Annotated in this window: 13 protein-coding genes; 6 read left to right on the top strand and 7 right to left on the bottom strand. The window is 59.0% G+C overall.

Annotated features, from left to right (window positions below; translation table 11 throughout):
• Positions 1 to 136: 136 nt before the first annotated feature.
• Genes FQP90_RS01010 through FQP90_RS00995 form a run of 4 tightly spaced genes read right to left on the bottom strand, consistent with a single transcriptional unit; the run spans position 137 to position 4,478 of the window.
• Positions 137 to 862 carry a hypothetical protein gene (locus FQP90_RS01010; RefSeq protein ID WP_144647811.1) on the bottom strand — a complete coding sequence of 242 codons (726 nt, stop codon included), beginning with the start codon at positions 860 to 862 and terminating at the stop codon, positions 137 to 139.
• Positions 855 to 1,637 carry a hypothetical protein gene (locus tag FQP90_RS01005; RefSeq protein WP_144647809.1) on the bottom strand — a complete coding sequence of 261 codons (783 nt, stop codon included), beginning with the start codon at positions 1,635 to 1,637 and terminating at the stop codon, positions 855 to 857. The genes FQP90_RS01010 and FQP90_RS01005 overlap by 8 nt, the downstream gene beginning before the upstream one ends.
• The gene (locus tag FQP90_RS01000; protein ID WP_144647807.1) at positions 1,637 to 3,565 is read right to left on the bottom strand and encodes a hypothetical protein; all 1,929 of its coding nucleotides are present in this window, start codon (positions 3,563 to 3,565) and stop codon (positions 1,637 to 1,639) included. Before FQP90_RS01000 ends, FQP90_RS01005 begins: the two co-directional genes overlap by 1 nt.
• Positions 3,558 to 4,478, bottom strand: coding sequence for a hypothetical protein (locus FQP90_RS00995; protein ID WP_144647805.1), 921 nt, complete (start codon positions 4,476 to 4,478; stop codon positions 3,558 to 3,560). Before FQP90_RS00995 ends, FQP90_RS01000 begins: the two co-directional genes overlap by 8 nt.
• A 956-nt stretch (positions 4,479 to 5,434) precedes the next feature.
• On the opposite strand from FQP90_RS00995, the gene FQP90_RS00990 reads away from it, so the two are divergent.
• Positions 5,435 to 6,796, top strand: a complete 1,362-nt coding sequence (locus FQP90_RS00990) for an MvaI/BcnI family restriction endonuclease (protein ID WP_167510387.1) — start codon at positions 5,435 to 5,437, stop codon at positions 6,794 to 6,796.
• Positions 6,797 to 6,849: 53 nt separating this feature from the next.
• Here the strand turns inward: FQP90_RS00990 and dcm are convergent, their stop codons facing one another.
• Complete coding sequence (gene dcm, locus FQP90_RS00985) at positions 6,850 to 8,094, bottom strand: DNA (cytosine-5-)-methyltransferase (protein WP_144647801.1); 1,245 nt, start codon at positions 8,092 to 8,094, stop codon at positions 6,850 to 6,852.
• Between the two features lie 734 nt (positions 8,095 to 8,828).
• Here dcm and FQP90_RS00980 point away from each other — a divergent pair.
• Both FQP90_RS00980 and FQP90_RS00975 read left to right on the top strand, forming a co-directional pair.
• Positions 8,829 to 10,220, top strand: coding sequence for an APC family permease (locus FQP90_RS00980; RefSeq protein WP_144647799.1), 1,392 nt, complete (start codon positions 8,829 to 8,831; stop codon positions 10,218 to 10,220).
• A 460-nt stretch (positions 10,221 to 10,680) separates the two neighbouring features.
• Positions 10,681 to 11,310 (top strand): dihydrofolate reductase family protein, encoded by a 630-nt coding sequence (locus tag FQP90_RS00975; RefSeq protein WP_144647797.1) that lies wholly within the window; start codon positions 10,681 to 10,683, stop codon positions 11,308 to 11,310.
• A gap of 5 nt (positions 11,311 to 11,315) precedes the next feature.
• Here the strand turns inward: FQP90_RS00975 and FQP90_RS00970 are convergent, their stop codons facing one another.
• Entirely contained in the window at positions 11,316 to 12,560 is a 1,245-nt protein-coding gene (locus FQP90_RS00970) for a flavin-containing monooxygenase (RefSeq protein ID WP_144647795.1), read from the bottom strand.
• A 291-nt stretch (positions 12,561 to 12,851) separates the two neighbouring features.
• Positions 12,852 to 13,196, bottom strand: coding sequence for a hypothetical protein (locus tag FQP90_RS00965; RefSeq protein ID WP_144647793.1), 345 nt, complete (start codon positions 13,194 to 13,196; stop codon positions 12,852 to 12,854).
• Positions 13,197 to 13,259: 63 nt separating this feature from the next.
• On the opposite strand from FQP90_RS00965, the gene FQP90_RS00960 reads away from it, so the two are divergent.
• From FQP90_RS00960 to FQP90_RS00950, 3 genes are all read left to right on the top strand, one after another.
• A complete protein-coding gene (locus FQP90_RS00960; RefSeq protein WP_144647791.1) occupies positions 13,260 to 13,883 on the top strand; it encodes a hypothetical protein in 624 nt (207 codons plus the stop codon).
• Positions 13,884 to 14,140: 257 nt separating this feature from the next.
• Positions 14,141 to 14,344 (top strand): transcription antiterminator/RNA stability regulator CspE, encoded by a 204-nt coding sequence (gene cspE / locus FQP90_RS00955; protein ID WP_011773907.1) that lies wholly within the window; start codon positions 14,141 to 14,143, stop codon positions 14,342 to 14,344.
• A gap of 402 nt (positions 14,345 to 14,746) precedes the next feature.
• A complete protein-coding gene (locus FQP90_RS00950) occupies positions 14,747 to 17,305 on the top strand; it encodes a helix-turn-helix transcriptional regulator (RefSeq protein ID WP_244296415.1) in 2,559 nt (852 codons plus the stop codon).
• The last annotated feature ends 42 nt before the right edge of the window (positions 17,306 to 17,347 follow it).

Raw genomic sequence — 17,347 nt, 5'->3', positions numbered from 1 at the left:
CGAGTGTCGGGGGTCGACTCGCCCCGTCGAGCCGACCCAGGATACCCATGGAACTGACATCCAGATCGGGGCGCTCCCTGTTCCACTGGTCGAGAATCGTGGCCCCGGCCCAGGTCTGGCCAAGACGGGACTAGTGCTACGCCTTGAACTTGTCGAATTCCTGTGGCAGCAGACCGATGATTTCGGCTGGTGTCATGGCCGAGGTGTCCCAAGTCTGGTCGAATTGGGCCAGCACCTCCGCCAGACGGCGGGGAGATCCACCGCCGCTGCTCCCTGAACCGCGTTTGAGTTGCCGAGTCGCAGGATCCACATAAAGGCCGGTGACTACCCCCATTAGGGTGCGATTGCTGATGATTTCTTGATTTGACGCGATCTGTTCGACGACTTCGCCGGGACTCGTGACGGGCGTTGCCAGAACGGCCCTGGCACTGTTTAGGTCGTCTTGGTGGGCTTTGTAGATTCGATAGGGGCCGGAGAGGTAGTGGCGGTAGTACGTGGTGTACGAACGGGGGTTGAGCACGTAACGCTCGGTGGCGCGGATGGTCCTGGCGCCGGTGCTCACGTCCGACGGTGCCAGGATATCCAGCCACTTGAGCGATAACCACGTCCAAAGGCCGGCGTCGGCCGCCAAGTCGGGGTATTTGCCGGTCAGTGGACCAAGCAACTTGAAAAAGTACTGTCCGGCGTGTTCCCGGTCATCGAACGAGCACACCTCATAGTCGATTCCATCCGACATCAGTACCGTGTTGTGCTCGTTGGTCAGGAGGGCGTCGATGTCAGCAGGTTCGCCTCGCCTCAGCTGGATGAGCAGCTCCCGAGCTGCAATAAGGCCGGGTTCTGTAAAACGTCGCATTTCAGTCATTATCGTCCTCTCCTTCCACCTCGGCTGTGCCATTCAGCAGCGCCAAGGAATTGATTTGGGTGGCAAAGGTGGCCGCCGCCGCTTGCGCCCAGTTGTTGATGATGTCCTCGTTGCTCGGGTCGTCGGCTTCGAGTGCATCCAGCTCGTCGAGATCCACGCCGATGCTCTCGAAGTAGATGAGCCAATGCCTAACTGTTGAATGGGGATCCTGAGAATCGTCGAGGTTCCGGGCAATCCACAGGCATACCTGTCGGAAGAACTCCGGAAGAATAAGCGCCTTGAAGTACGGGGCATTGACGATCCCATCATGGTTCTGCAGATCCTTGTTCACATACAGGATCGGCTGGTCTCCGTCGAGGCCGAATTTCCAGACCAGGTCTCCCAGCTCGTCTCGCTGGAGCTTTAGCAAGGGCTCGGAATTCTGCTCGTCTTCAGTGGCGCCTCTCAGGTGGTCTGCCACTGCGAGAATTTTGCCGTGGGACGAACCTTCCGTTCCAACGACTCGCACTCTCAGCTGGATGGTCTCCATGACGTCAAAGTCAGTGATGTGGAGATTCTGTGGTTTCTCGAGTGCCCCTACCGATCCGCAGGGAATGCGGACTTTGACCGTTTGGCGATATGCCTCCACGGTGACTGCGGCCGAAGGCGGCAGCTCCAGACCGTCCAGATCCAACCTGAGAACGTCCAGCATGATCTTGCCATCGTCTTCGCGGAGGCGGATGTGGACTTTTGACCTGTCGATTTTGAGTCGGCCTGTGAAGTTGATCGTTGCCATTACTTGGAATGCCCCCTTGCTCGGATATGAAGGTCGCGGTTGACGTCGAAACCCATGATGGTCAGTTTGAAGTTTTCGGCATCGTGAACGATTGCTGAGAGCAAGTTTCCTGCCTGCTTTTCAATTTTTCCTCCCATGACCACGGGGGCGAACGCGGCAAGGTCAAAGTCTTCCTTGCGCCATTTGGCCAGGGCATTGCCACGGCGTGTTTCGTACGCGACAGATACTTCGACTCGCTTGAGGTCGCCGCCGCGGCCGTGGTTGGTCGGAAGCACCGTGAAACCGCCCCCGGGCTCGGCTTGGATCCGGGTGAGCGGGACGGCAGAGGACTTCTGGCCGCCCCCGGGAGGCGTGATCCGTTTGCCACCTGACTTTGTTCGTCCAGCAGGACTGCGGCGCTTCTTGGTGGCATCGGGGTCTTCAAGGGGGACTGCGAAGATATCTGCGAAGATAACGCGTTGTTCCTCCAAGGCGGCGTCGAGAACTAGCTGGTAAATCTTATGGGGTGCCGCCTTTACCAATGCGAGCAGATCACTGCCGCGGACATATCGCGCCCTGATCTTGTCGTTGGCTGTCCACGTTGTGTGGGCGGGGTTTTCAGCGTCGCCGAGCATCTTAGTCAGCGCTTCGTCCTCGACAATGCAGATAGCTCGGATCCCAGGCAACGCAGAGCGGGATGCGTCGGAGACGATGATGCCGCCTCGCATGTACAGCGGTTTCTGTCGCAAGGACTCGTTCTGCTGCAAGAGCACGTGAAAGTGGGATTCCACCGAGGTCTCGCCTGAGTCTTCCTTCAGACGGATCTCAATGGGGACAGTGACGTGGACCGGCTGTCCGGTTTCGAGAAGCCGACGGACGTCCCTAGCCATCTCAGCATCTATGGTCGCCGAAGACCATCCCTTGTCAGGCCTTCCGGCCACCATTGCCGTCGTGAAGCGGTTTTCCTCGGGGATGGCGTCCTTAGCCTCCATCAGCTGAATCTCGCTGACAATGCGTACGCGCTCATCTCCGGCGAAGTACTGCTCTGCAAGTGGCAACAGATTGCCGCTCTCGATGTTGACGGTACCGGCACCGCTGGGGTCTTCGACCTCAACAGTGAGGCGCTTTGCCAAGATGGCGCCGAAGTAGGCTCGGATCACGGCACGCAAGAAATCCGTGCCGTTCAAAGCCGCATCAACATAGGGGATCACGATGCTGAGGCCTGTTTCAGTGGTTCGTGAAATGTTCCACCGGGCGATAGTCTCTTTGACCAGCCCATGATCCGTAATCGGCATCTGAACGCCGGGGTCGGGGTTGGCCCACCAGCCGTCAGGGTCGTAGTCTTTTCCATCAAGGCTGTGATTCATCAGCACAGCCTGACCGACTAGCAGTCCGGGGCCCTCTTCCCCTGCACGGTTGGTGTAGGCCAAGAAGGCATTGACGCCACTAGTCTTCGGGAACACATACTTTCCAACACCCCAGCGGCCGAGACTGGAGGATTCCTTCTGTGAGATTCCTTCTGCTCGCATGAAGTAGTAGTAGTTATTGGAGACTCCCTTCGGCACACGTGTGGCAGCCGGATCCCCCGTCAAGCCAATCGTGCCGAAGTCCTCGATGACCACAAAACGGCAAGGGCCCTCTTGAAGGGCCGATACGACCTGCCCGCCGTTTTCGCATTCGTTGATGTGGGGCCAGAAACCCTGAAAATATGGGGCGGCCTCGTCCTTCGTGAGGGCGCCCGCATCACCTGAGACATAGATCCGGATCCGGACCTGCTCGGTGTCGGGGACTTTGGCGTCCAAGGAGTTCTGAATGCTCTCCCTGACTAGGGCATCGGCCGGGAGAAATGACTCTTGGTTGAGGAGCTCGGATTGCAGCGGATCACGTGACTTTGCTTCCGGGTGGTGTTCGACGAACTTCCAGCCCGGGAAGAGTGGGTTACTAGACATTCTTAAGTATTTCCTTTCCGAAATCAGTGAGTTGGTAGCTTCCAGCAACGAGCTTGGGCTCGACCAAGCCCCATTCACGGCAGCGCGCTATGTAGCCTTGGGTTGCCGAAGCTGCGATCGACGTGCTCCAATCGCGCGCGGACTCCATCTTGGCCAGGAGCTCGTCCCGGACTGGCGACGCGGATACCTCGCGGACTGTCGTTTCAAAACCCCACCAATCCTGCGGCGAATGAACTTTCAGATAGTCGAAGAACTCCAGCGCTACGGTCCGTGGGTTCGGCGGCAACGGTGATAGACCCCGGACGATCTTAAGCAGGCTCCAACCGGCAGGAGTCAGAGCTATTTTCGGCTTTGAACTCAGCTCTGAAAAAGCCACTGCGCCCCACTGGGGGAGTGGCCCCGAGACCTTGTATCGGCCTTGATGGGCGGCCTTGCTGGAGATCGAGCCGATGGCAAAGCTTTGAAATCCCGTGTCGGCGGACTGCTTCTTCAGGCTGTTGGTCGGAAGCATCTTCAGGGCAGCTTTCTCATCAGTCCCTACGGTTCCCCGGAAGCCTTCAGCTAGCCGCCACGCCTTTTCCGTCACGTCATCAAGGAAGCCCCTGAAGTCAATGGGTTGTTCCGCCGACATTGCCGCAAGGTGACCGAGTGCCCAGAAGGAAGGCCAGTCTCTGTTGTGCAGGCCCAGCATCGGACTCTTCTCGACAAAGACGGGCTCGCCTTCAGTGGTGAAGACCGATTCCGGACAGTGGATGGTCGACAGCTGCGGACCGTCTGTGGTGCCGACCAAAGAGACAACTTCCGTCTGAATCTTCGGTCCCGTTGAGGGCCTCGGCATGAACGACTTGTCCTGCTCATCTCCGCCTTGAATATCGTGGAGCTCAGCAATGTATGCATGCAGGGCTTCCCGCACGATTTCATCACGGGACTGGAACCCACCCAGACCAGACCGAAGGACCTCATCCATCTCCCTGATCATGTCAGCGCTCAACAGGAAGCGTGCGGGCCTGTAGCTCTTATCCATCATTGACCTTCCGAGTTTCAGGATTCCAAGGGGAGCGTTTCTCCGCCGCCTACACAATATATAGCTATATTTTGCTTATAGTCAATATAAGGCGCCGTATATTCTAGGTAGCAGTGGTATATCGGGACACCTCCCAGCATTCCCTGACAGTCGGGGCCCGGGAGCGCCAGACACGCATAGCCCACGGCGGCTTCACCGGACGGCCGAAACACGGAGTGTCATGGAGCCGCGCCGGCCGGCGGCCGTGCCCCCCCGCGACGACCGCCCCAGTCAAACACCAACAGCCGCGGCCGTCTGCTCGTGCCGAACCAAGCAGGTCCCAGCCGCCGGAATAGAGCAGACACGATGGCTTCGACACGCAAAGTGCCGCTGCCCGCTACCAATTCAAAAAGGCCCTGACCTCGTTGCTCCTGCATCACGCTGCCGCGGCATCACGACACGCTCCCTCAGCGTCGGAGGCCTCCAATCATGCTCATCTACGAAGGGCCACTTATGCCGCAGCCGTCGAGACAGAAAGGAAGCTTGGTCATGTTCAATTAGAAGTGCGCTGGCGATACTAAGCCGCCTCTGGCGCTGGGCGAAGTTCAAATATGGGCTTTCGGCGTAAAGCGGCACCGACACAGCCAGCAACGGAAGGCTCGGGTGTCACGCAGGGGGCAGCTCTATGGCATGAAGAGTAGGCTCAACGACGGCGTCTTAGGACGAGTTCATTACTGTGCGGCAAACTGGAGTGCTGCCGTATAGCGGCTCGGCGACCATCCGCCGAAATACCGCCACTTATTCAAAGCGGGCTCCATTTAGTCACGTTGCGGCGTGGTATGCGAGCGGGCGGTAATCTAGCGGACATGGGGATACCACTTTGGCAGGATGACATCACCGAGGAGTCGGTGCGGCTGATTTTTATGGATTACGGTGTGAACTCCATTCAAATCAAATTTCTGCAGCGCAACCACAACTCCAAAAACCAAGTCTATCTGGCTGGTGATCTGTCCGAGCTGGCCACACTCCCATTGGGTGACATCCGGCCGAGCAGTGGGACCTCGGCAAAGAAGACAGCAGGGGCGCCAATCTATCACGCGCCGATACCGTGGACTTGGATTGGTCCTTTCGGGTCCAGTCCTGCACCCTCGGCCCAGCTCGTCTTCTACCCTCAGTACCCCGAAGTCCGTTTGTCTGGATTTCTGCGGGGTTCGCGTGACGCACCGAACGTCTTGATGTCCCCGACGAGCCGTGGCCAAGAAGCCGGGCGTGTGTTGATCTTCGGCGTGAATACAACTGCTGACAAGATTTTCGGGCTGGTCGTCTCGGGCTTTTCGCCCGCTGCTCAGGCCTTTAGCCGATACAAGGACGACTCGGGGAGAATTACAACCATCCCGGTACGGGAGGAAATCTCAACAGATTCGAGGCTGAACCTTATCCGAGAGCTGGCCCGGATCCATGCCATGGGTTGGTTGGAGGCCTGTGAGCTTCCTGCATCGGGAATACCCAGGCCCTGCCGTGGGCCGCGGTGTGGAGGACACACGCTGGAGGCGCACCTTGGCATTCCTCTAAATGGAGCTCCTGCGCCGGACTTTGGCGAATGGGAGGTAAAGCAGCACGCTGTTACGTCATTTGATCGTCCTGGCGTTGGGACTATCACGTTGTTTACCCCGGAACCAGATTTGGGCGCGTATGCCTTGAATGGGGTCGATTGGTTTGTTCGCACGCACGGCATCATGGGCAACACCCAGATCCGGTATGACTTCACCGGCCGTCACATGGTTACCGGTGCGCCACACCCTAAGACGGGTCTGGAGCTGATTCTCAACGGTTACAGCTCTCGTTATAAAGCGATGACGGCGGACGGGTACGTGGGACTGGTAGACAGTCACGGCGACCTTGTCAGCGGTTGGTCCTTCGCAAAGCTCCTCCAACACTGGCAGGGAAAGCATGCTTTTGCTGCGTATGTGCCGTCTCAGAGTCAGAGTGATTCAGTTCCCCGACTCTACAGATATGGCAACCGTGTGATCTTGGCCGAAGGGACGCGTTTCGGTTTGTTCCTCGAAGCCATGGCTCGCGGGGCTATCGTGTACGACCCTGGCATCAAATCCGAACTGAATGGAAACGGCCGTTGGACGCCGAAAGCTCGCAGCCAGTTCCGCATAGCGACAAAGATGCTTTCGTGCCTCTACGACGAATTCAATGAGGTTGACGTTCTAAGAATTTGAAGTTTGTTGCTTGGGAAGTGTGGGCGGATATTCTCTTCCGCCCACAGGCATTCCTAAGCCGTCTTAGCGATGTCGGTTTCCGCGTTTTTGATTTTCGCGATGTGGGGGGTCATTATTCGAGCCACCTCGTTCATCACCGGCATGACCACACTGTTACCGAACTGTTTGTACGCTTGGGTGTCACTGACCGGAATGCGGTAGTCATCACTGAAACCCATGAGACGGGCGCATTCCCTGGGGGTCAGACGACGCGGGCGCAGGCCGTTTTGGGAGACGAGTATCTCCGATCCGTCCTTGTAGTACCGGGCTGATAGAGTGCGGGTTGTCCCGTCAGGGTGAGCCAAGCCAAATCCAAAACCGTTTCCGGCTGCTTTGTGCTTTTCGGCATAGCCTTGGAGGTAGGACCACAATTTTGGAGTCAGGGTGTACTTAGGCAGCACTTCGCCATTTTCATGGTCAAAGAATCGGTCCCCATCCCATTCCAAGAATGGCTCGGTCCCATCAGTTTTATGCAGAACTGTTCCTAGTTTGGGGCCGTGCAGCGGAAGTTCCAGGTCGTCCCAGGTGAAGTCTGTAGACTCGCGAAAGCCGACAATGATGATACGTTCACGGTTTTGAGGCGTGAAGTGCTTTCCGTTGATGACTCTGTGGTGGACCTCGTAGCCGAGCTCTTCCTCGAGGGTTGCCATGATTACTGAGAAGGTTTTGCCCTTGTCGTGAGACTTCAGGTTCTTTACGTTCTCCAGCATGAAAGCAGCCGGGCGCTTCTCGTCGATGATTCGGGCGACATCAAAAAAGAGAGTCCCTTGAGTAGCGTCTTCGAAGCCATGGGCGCGTCCAAGAGCATTCTTCTTGCTCACGCCAGCAATGGAGAACGGCTGGCATGGGAAGCCGCCTAGCAAGATGTCGTGATCGGGGACCTCAGAGGCAGGGTGAATCTGAATGTCACCCACGAAGGTGTGGTTAGCGTCCTGCTCATCAGGAAAGTTTGCCAAATATGTCTTTTTCGCCCAGTTGTTCCATTCACTTGTAAAGACGCAGCGACCCCCATTTTTTTCAAATCCTTGGCGTATTCCTCCGATACCAGCAAATAGATCGATGAAGGTAAAGTCGGTGGCTGACGTCTGTGACGGCAGTCCCAAGAGTTCCCTGAGGGCGGGAGCTAGCATAGTTGGGCATTGCGTCTCACCGCTTTCCCACCTTGCCACCGTTCGCGGAGTTACGTTTAGTTGCTCGGCGAGCTGGCGCTGCGTGTACCTTGCTCGCGCCGAAATGAGCAGGTCGATTGAGTGTTCCATGGAGTCCTAACTGGGTCATTTACCCGACATTCTGTCTTACATTCTTCCCTTAGGCCAACTGCCGCGCCGAAGCTTCCGAGTGCCCTTGGACTCACTGTTGCATGAGGGTATGACAGCGCGCTTGCTCCCAACGTCCGTGAGGGTGGGCCCACTACTCATCCAAAGACGCGATGAGATCCAAGCATAAATGTCTGACATGACTGCGCGTGGGTCGTCGTGATGCGTATGCCAAGGACGGCTTTCGCGAACGTCGCTGAACGGTGGGCCAACGTTACGCTGCCCGCTGCAGCGGTCCACTGAGGACGTCGCGCCCTGCAGGGGGCTGTGATGGTGCCATTTTCCAATAGGAGTTGTTGGCGAACTCAAGTCGTGAATCTGTGCCTGCACCAGAAATCCTCTGAGCTTGACGGCACCGGCCCGCGGATTAGGGAAGACCAGCACCTTACGAGGGGAGCATTGATGACGACGTCTGGGCCATCTCGGTGGTTCTGTGCATTTCGTTGCGGCTGCGGCACCCAGATGCAGCGTCACATATTGACTGTGACCCGGCTCACCCGTCACAATAAATGAACGCTATTCATTTTGCGTTCACATGGCCTGCGCCCTCCATCCAGATCTCGCCAGCCACCCCCAGCACTTCAGGATCTCGGCCACCCTGTAGATCCAGTCGCAGCTACGAAGTTCTGCAGCGCCGCAGCTTCAAAGCACATCAGCATCACGACCGAGGACCCCAAATGACCCCGACATCCAACACAGACACACCAGCAGGCGAGAAGCCTGTGGGGCCGACATCCGACCAACCAACCGCCCAAGGCTGGCGCCGCGTCCTTGGCGTTCCATCGCTGGTCCTGCTGGGCTTGGTCTACATGGTCCCGCTGACCATCTTCAGCACCTACGGCATCGTCGTCGAGCTGACCGGCGGCCGCCTTTCCGCCGCCTACGCCGTGACCTTGGTAGTCATGCTGTTCACCGCCCGCTCTTATGGCCGGATGTCGCAAGCATTCCCGTTCGGGGGATCCGCGTACACATACGCAACCCGATCCTTCGGAGCCGGACTGGGCTTCATGGCCGGCTGGTCGCTACTCCTCGACTATCTGTTGCTCCCTATGATCAACTACCTGCTCATCGGCATCTATATGGAAGCTGCGTTCCCTGCCATCCCCGCCTGGGTATTCATGATCGTCTCCATCGCGGCGGTGACGGTGCTGAACATTCTCGGCATCACGGCGATCGCCAAGGCAAACTTCGTTGTCGTGGGACTGCAGGGGCTGTTCATAGTGCTGTTCGTCGCCCTGGGACTCTCGTCCATCACCGGCGCGGGCACCGTCAACGTGTGGGCGCCTTTCACCGGCGTCGATGGCGCCGACGGCCTCTCGCCGATCTTCGCAGGCTCCGCCATCCTCTGCCTGTCCTACCTGGGGTTCGACGCCGTGTCCACGTTCGCCGAAGAGACGAAGGACCCCAAGCGAAACCTGCCTCGAGGCATTATGATCACCACCGTCCTGGCCGGCGTGATCTTCCTAGGACTGGCGTACATCAGCCATCTGGTTCTCCCGGTCAGCACGTTTAACGACGTCGACGCTGCCGCGATCGAAGTGATTGGCGCAGCCGGTGGGAACCTGTTGGTCGCCTTCTTCACTGCTGCCTACATCGCAGGCAGCCTCGGGTCGGCCCTGACGTCCCAAGCATCGGTCTCGCGCATCATCCACTCCATGGGTCGCAGCGGCGTCTTCCCAGCTGCCCTCGGCAAGCTGCACGCCCGTTTTGGCACGCCCGTGCTGCCGATCCTTTTGACCTCAGCTGTTTCGCTTCTGGCCTTCGTTTTGGACCTTCTGACCATCTCATCGCTCATCAGCTTCGGCGCCCTGGTTGCGTTCTCCGTGGTAAACCTCGCCGTGATCAAGCACTACTTCATTGATGAGAAGGCCCGCGGAGCCAGGGGAGTCGTTCACAACCTGGTGCTGCCCGCTATTGGGTTCGCGCTGACGGTCTGGTTGTGGACGAGTTTGAGCGGGTTGTCCATCGGCTTCGGTCTGGCATGGGCTGCGGTTGGTTTGGTCTGGCTCGCGTACATGACCCGCGGGTTCCGCCGACCGGCACCTCAGCTGGACCTGAAAGAAGCCTAGAAAGTCGTTGCTTTCCGCGGATCACGTTAGGCTTCTTGCACGACATCGTAGGGGGACGATTCCGAAAATGACTACGGCACGAAAGCTCCGCATTTTGAACAATGCAGCCACAGTCCTGCTGTTAGCTGTTTTGACTCTGCAGTTCACCAAAAAAATCGACGGGGCAGTTCGCCAAAGTGATCGACGGGTTCTGGAGCATGACGCTCCTGGTGCTTGTTGGTGCCCCGACGACGGTGGCTTGGGTGATTCTTGAGCGGCGCCACGGCGCCGAGAAGATGCGGGACTCGGCTTAGCCTGTCGTCTCATCTACCTAGGCCAAGACGGTGGGCCGGTGCCAGCGCAAGATGCTGTCGGCGTCGTCGTATCTTTCCGGTGACCATTGCCTGACAGTCCCTCCTGTGGAACTCTCGACTTGATCCTGTCGCCGGGGTGACGACAGGCAGCAGGGAAGGAACCCGACATGGGACTGATCCACATTGACCTGTTCACCACCCTCGATGGGGTCGCGCAGGCACCGGGCGGGCCGGAAGAGGACACTGCCAACGACTTTGCGTTCGGCGGCTGGCAGGCGCCGCTGATCGACGAGGTTGTCGGCGAGCAGATCGATTCCGGTATGGCTGGGATGGACGCACTGCTATTGGGCCGGCGGACCTATGACATTTTCGCCTCGTACTGGCCGCACCAGAATGGCAAAATCGCGGAGCTGTTCAACCGGATTCCGAAGTACGTGGCCTCGCGTCAGTCGCCGGAGCTTGAGTGGGAAGGATCCACACTCCTAGGCCCGGACACAGAGGCTGAATTGCGGGAGCTCCGCGAGAAGCACCAGAACGTCCACGTCATCGGCAGCCTCGATTTCGTCCAGACTCTTTTCGCTGAGCGCATGTTTGATCAGCTGAATCTATGGGTTTATCCGATCCTTCTGGGTCACGGGAAGAGGGTGTTTGCCGATGGGGTGGTGCCGACGAACCTCAGGCTCGTCGAGCCCGTAGTTGCTTCACCGAAGGGTGCCGTGATGCAACGCTACGCCTTGGTAGAGGGAACTCCCGGCGTGGGGAAAATGGTGGAGATCGATCAGGCGGAAAACCAGTAAGGCTTTCAGCCCCCAGCAACCCGCCCTGCCACATACTCCGCGTCCAGCCCCACGCCTCCAACAATGGAGGAGTAGTGCCGGGTCAGCCACGGCAGCCCCACCACGAACAGACCGGGAATCTCCGTAACTCCCCGCGCGTGCTTCGGGTAGCCCCATTCATCCACCAGCGGCAGGTCCACGAACCCGAAGTCGAGCTTGTAGCCGGACGCCCACAGAACTGAAGTGATGCCCGCCTCCGCAATGCTCACCCGTGCAGGCTCCGCAGGCGGCCAGTCATCCGCCTCCGCAGCCGCCTGCTCCGGAGCATCGATCCCCGCTGCCGCGATGTAGGCGTCAATCGCCTTGCGTGACCGTTGTCCAAAAGCGGACTCGACGGCGGCGAGGCGGTCGGGGAGGTCGTCACTGAAGGTGATGACGCCGTCGTCGACTGATTCAAGGTGACCGTGCAGGTGTATGCCGCGTCGGCCGAGTTCGCGGAGGTGGATACTGTGGCCGCCGTCGGTGCCCGAGAGCAGGGGATTGGGCGCAAACCGCAACGCGGGGGAGGGCAGTGCCTCACGGGTGAGGGCATTGACGCCGTAGTCGGGTCCGTGTTTGCCGGTTTCGAGCATCCAGTAGATGAGGTCCTGGCCGCGGTATCGGCGTGGAGCTTCGGGAACGATGGAGATGGCGAGGTGGACGTCGCGGCCGGCGTCGTGCAGCTCCTCGGCGACCTGCCCGCCCGACTGGCCGGTCCCTACGATCAATACGGCGCCATCGGGCAGCTGCTCCGGATTGCGGTAATCGTGGGTGTGCAGCTGGGTCACGCCGGCGGGGAGCTTGGCGGCCGGGGCAGGAACCTTGGGCACCTGATAGGCGCCCGTCGCCAGGACCACGTTCCGGGCTCGCAGGCTCCCCTGGGAGGAATCGATCAGGAACCCGCCCTCCGGAGAAGCGGACAACCGGGTCACGTCAACGCCCGTGTGGACCGGCGCCGCAACCAGTTCCGCGTATCGCCTGAAAAGGTTCACCGCGGCGTCGCGGGAGATGAAGGCGTCACGGTCGCTGTCGTCGAAGGGCATCCCCGGAAGGTCCAGCGAAAGGTTGGGCGTATTCATGTAGAAGCCGTCCCAACGATCCTGAAAAGCGCCACCCAAAGTGTCGCGCCGCTCCAGGAGCTGATGCTCCACGCCGAACTGCGTGAGCCAATAACTCGTCGTGAGGCCGGCTTGGCCTGCGCCGATGATGACCGTATGCGGGGTCGGTCCCATGAGGTGGAGTTTACGCCTGAGGGCGCCTGTGGGGGATGGGTTCAGCTGTCTGCTGCCTCGAAGAACGCGGCGAGTTCGAGGTCTGTTGGCTCTCGTATTTCCACGGGAGTTATTGCCGGGCTTGGGGGCAGGAAGTCATTTATGGACACTTGGCCCTCGAGGTGAGGGATGGCTTGTAACGCTGCGTCGTCTAGCATGAGCCACTCCTGATCTTGGTGTTGAAGCAACCATATTTCGATGGAGCCTCAACGCTCGGGAGGCAGCGCCTGCTGGAGGTACCCATGGCCACCCTCAGGCTCGGCGGCTTTGCTTCGGATTCCGGCCGCTCCACACTCCGGACTCGAAGAATTCAAGCAGGACCGTCTCGCCGCCATCTGAAATCCGGACCTCCCGCCCCAAAGCAACAAAGAGTGGCCGAAAGCCCTTCATCCGTGCCATGTGGTTAGCAACCTCCAGTGGCCCCCTGTCGTTTGGAGTGAGAGGTTCGCCCGCCAGGAGCCGTGCTACGGCGCCTTCGCAGCCGGCCATCTGCATGATGACCCGGAGCTCAAAATCCCGAAGTACGTGAGGTTCCCAGATGCTCTTCAGTTGTAGAGGACCGATTGTGGTCTCGCTGGCCCGCTGCTCCCTAGTCATGCCCTCACTCCTTGTCGCCTGACGTGTGTCTCCGTTTGAATACGTGAGCCGTCTGGGAGGTTCGTGACGCGCATCCCCGTCATGCCGCCGTCGTTCGCGTCACTCACCTATGGGCAGGCACCTGCCCAGCCGATTGACGACGAAAGGTTGCGTATGGATTTCTGGGCCGATCTAGGAGAGCTCATTGGGGCAGTCGCTGCATGCGTGACCCTGATCTTTGTGGTGAGAGCAACGCGGCACTCAGGCCAAGCGGTGCAGGATGCTCAACGGATGTTGCAGTTGGAAGGTGATCGCGACGAGCGTGCTGTCGCGTTGGAGGAGCGCCGACAGGCATCGCAGCTGGCGTTCTGGCCAGTCAGGGGTGAGGTGGACGGAACCTTCCAATGGGGGATTGAACTGCTGAATTCAAGCGACGCTCCCGTCTTTTCGGTGGAGCTCCGAAGGCCGGAAGGCAAGAGTGGCAACGGAACTCTGATCCCCGAGATTCGAGCGGCTGCCAAGATCCTTCCCCCAGGCCGATATTTCTTTAGTGAACGAAAGCACTGGCCCGTTCACGTCGAACCACAGCGGGTGCTGGAACCGATCCCAGGGAACACGGACTACATGCCATCAGTCCGCTTCAACGACAGCGACGGCAGGGAATGGAGCAGAGGCTCAAGCGGGAGACTGGAGCAACTGGCCGGCTGACGGTCGGCACATTCCGCGTGCTCCGAGAGCCCGGTCTTCACGCTGGATTTAGGCACCGGATGGATAAATGTTTCCCTGCACTAGCTATCTGCTCAGAACTCTGTAGACTTGACGGTGTTGTTGTGTTTGGCATTTGGTAGTTCAGGCAGTCCCCACGGTCCCTCTGGATCGTGACCTTCTGAAGTAACGGTGGAGAACACCCCACACCGGAGACCCGAAAGTCGGGACAATCTCCACCTTCAGTAAGGACTGAAAAAATGGCTACAGGTACCGTGAAATGGTTCAACTCCGAAAAGGGCTTCGGCTTCATCTCTCCTGAAGATGGCAGCCAGGACGTTTTCGCTCACTACTCTGCGATCAACTCCTCGGGCTACCGCTCCCTCGAAGAGAACCAGAAGGTTTCCTTCGACGTCGAGCAGGGCCCCAAGGGTCCCCAGGCAGTAAACATCCAGGCTATCTAGTCTTCGGATAACTAAGAAGCAGGGCCGGTCATTGACCGGCCCTGTTTTTTGTCTGCCCTGACATCGAAGATAGGTTCTATGGCGGCGTGAAGTCATAGAACACATATCCACATAGCGAATTACACCAGTGTAATTCGCTTCCCGTGGCCCCTAGCGTGAAGAGCAAGCAACCACCACGGCAGGGGTCCTGATGAACAACTCGAGCACCTATCCAAACGACGAAGAACAAGCCCTCCACCACCTAGACGACGATCGCCATCACCTACTTTTGCCAAAATCACCACCTAGAAGGCCCAAAAAACGTCTGTGCAAGGCAGTTTTTCCACCTAGTCCCAATTTCTCGAACTAGCCTGCGAAGTGAGCCGCATGTCGGGCATCCAGAGAAACAGAAGGTTGGGTCGAGTGTTCGATTCAGAGGTTCAGCGAATCCTCGACTTCGTTGCAGGGGGCATCGGAGTACGTGTGGTCGGTGCGCCGGGGAGCGGTAAGTCGTCCGTTGTCCGCGCCGTCATGGCCAGTCTTGAGAAGACCGGTGTTGCCGTGCACTTCATCAGCGGCCTCCGTACGCACCGCACCATCCCGTACTCGGCCATCAAAGGCCTCGGGTTGGATATGCGGCCTGGTCGCAGCGGCGTCTTCGACATCGCGGACGTATTCTCGAGCCAGCTGGCCATGTCCGGGAAACACTTGCTGGTAGTTGACGACCTCCACCTCGTCGACAATGAGTCGCTGGCTGTCCTGGAGACCGTGAGGCGGAGGTCCGATTGTCCAATGGTGGCCACGGCCCCCGAAACATGGGCATTCTCAAGAGGTCAGCTTGCCGTCCTCAACAACGGACGTGAAGCCCATCTGCAACTCAATCCGCTGCACTATGAGCAGGTTCACGTCCTCATCGCCCAAGTTCTAGGTGCCCCACCAAATGCGGACACGACGGCCCGCATACTGACCAAGTCGGCCGGCAACCCGCGGCTCATAGTCCGAATCGCAGAGACAGCCTCGCTCAGCAACCTCCTGGTAATGCAGGACAACCACTGGGGCATGGCCACCAACACGTTGTGGAACGAGCACCTGCGAGGCACCCTCGAGGCACTGCTTGCCGAGCTCAACGTCGAAGATTTCACGGCGCTGCAGACGATGGCGATCCTCGGCACAGCCCGGGTGGACGTGCTGCAAAAAGTGATTCCCTCCGACGCACTGGAGAGTCTTGAGCGACGGGGATTTCTTTCCGTTCTGGACGACCACCACAGAGGCTCAGTAGCTGTCATCACGCCACCAGTCATAGCGGACTACTTCCGTGAAAACGAAAAGCTCAGGGACCGGAAGTTACTCCGCAGCAAGATCGCTGGATTGCTTGAGACGGTTCCGCAGATGCCACAAAGGAACAGCACCCCTGCAGATCGCCTCTCCTCAGTGCTGGCCATGCTGCGGCAGGAGAAGGGCGGCGACGACGCCATCAGTGCCCGCCACTTTCACGAGCACAGCGCCGACCGCGAACGCATACGCTTCGAGCGTTGGGAAGCTCACAAATCGGCGGCCAATGCTGCGGCCCTCCTCCGGATCTATTGGGGTGCGCCTGTAGACTTTCGGCGCGCCAGCCGCGTCTGTTCGGAAACGAGAACTTACGACGCCGACCCCAGCGATCTCCTGTTTGTCACCATCACCAAGGCCATGCTTGCGATCAATGCAGGACAGGGACCGGCTGCCGCCGTCGAAATTCTTCAAAGGCTCGCGGACGATAACCCGCAGCTCTCGACGGAAGCCGAAGATGCCATCACCTTCTTGAGTGCTTCCCACGGTCGGGTCCCAACGGACGCGCAAACCTGCCTCGGGGCGCCTGATGAGCGGCCATCCGGGATGAGAAGCCTGGTGCGGGGCCTGCTTGAGCTCTACCGCTTTCGACCGTCCGCGGCGCTCGAAGCCGTTGACGGCGAAGACGAGGATGATGCCTTCCCGCACCTGCGCCCGTTCATCCGAGGATTCGCAATGTTTGCCGAGGGCCGCATCGACGAGTCTCTGGTGTTCGCCTTGGAATGGCGCGCCGAAGCCCGGAAGAACCTCGACCAGTTCGGTGTGGTGACCAGCAGCTACATTGCAGCACACGGATTGCTCTACCGCGGGCACTTCGAAGAGGTGGAATACCTCATGAGCAGCGTCTTCGCGATGGGTCGTCCCGGGTTCGTGGTCGACTCGCTTTACGATGCCATGCTGCGGCTCGCTGGGCTTCGGCATGCGGCGGCCGTTATTCCGCCGGCGTTGTCCATAGCAGCCCAAGCGCGGACGGAAGTACCTGACGTCGGGCCATTGCCAGGCATCGGGAAGGGAGCCTACGAACTCGTCGCCCACAACAGCGCCCAACCTTCTACGTTCGACCGCAAGGCCACGAATCTCATCAGGCGGCAACTGAAGACCGGGTACGTCCTTGAGGCAATGATGACTGCCCTCCTCTGTACGTGCATTTGCCCGAGCCGTACGGTCCTGGACCTTCTGCAAAAGATTCTGCGGGACAGCGGAGTCACGGTTCACGACCAGCTGATTGGCATCGCCAACGCCGTAGTGGAAGGTGACCGTAAGCTGCTTGGCTTGCTCTTGAAGCACTATGAGCCCGGTCCGGACACCTACCAGGTGGGCATGCTGCTCAGGGGTGCCCTCAAACGCCACGTCATCGAGGGCGATGCCGCCGCCGCAGATGCCATGGCACAAGCATCGGCGATGTTCGCTGACAGATTCCCTTCCGCAAACGAGCAGCTCTCCTTCAACTCGTTCAGAACTACGCCACTCACGGATAGAGAAACAGAGGTGGCCGTGATGGCCGGGCATCGCAGCAATGTTGAGATCGCGGAGTATTTGGGCATTAGCACCAGAACGGTTGAGAACCATATTTCCAACGCGCTTCGAAAGACCGGCGCAACGTCTCGCAACGGTCTTTTCCTGCTGGTGGGGAATTCACTTCCGCCCCGCTAAGCCGGGATAGGCTGAAACCACTTCCTTAAGCCGGTCTCGGGA

It is taken from the genome of Paenarthrobacter nitroguajacolicus, assembly GCF_007786235.1.
GTDB classification, from domain to species: domain Bacteria; phylum Actinomycetota; class Actinomycetes; order Actinomycetales; family Micrococcaceae; genus Arthrobacter; species Arthrobacter nitroguajacolicus_A.
This window is presented reverse-complemented; position numbering and strand designations above follow the sequence as displayed.